General features: G+C 67.8%; 1 protein-coding gene. It reads right to left on the bottom strand.

The window, feature by feature from the left end; translation table 11 throughout:
• Window positions 1-227: glutamate-cysteine ligase family protein (locus AC5Y5W_RS25010; RefSeq protein ID WP_500022666.1), on the bottom strand; the 227-nt coding region annotated here is incomplete at both ends.

Here is a 227-nt window from a genome sequence, read left to right as displayed (position 1 = left end):
GCGGCGTCCCAGGCAGTGGCGACCGGCTCGACGGCCTCGGCCGCAAGATCGGCGGCATCGGGATCGTCGAGCAGTGTCACCAACGTGTACACCACCGCGGGCCAGATCGCGTCGGGGACACTGTCGAGGTAGCGGATCTCCAGCCACCCGCGTGGCCGCACCGGAGGAAAAAGCGTGGTCAGGTGGTAGTCCAGGTCAGCGGTGGTCGGATAGCGACTGGCCAGCAA

The organism is Mycobacterium sp. NGS51 (assembly GCF_059812525.1).
The sequence above is the reverse complement of the archived record's forward strand: the minus strand, read 5'-3'. Positions and strand labels throughout refer to the sequence as shown.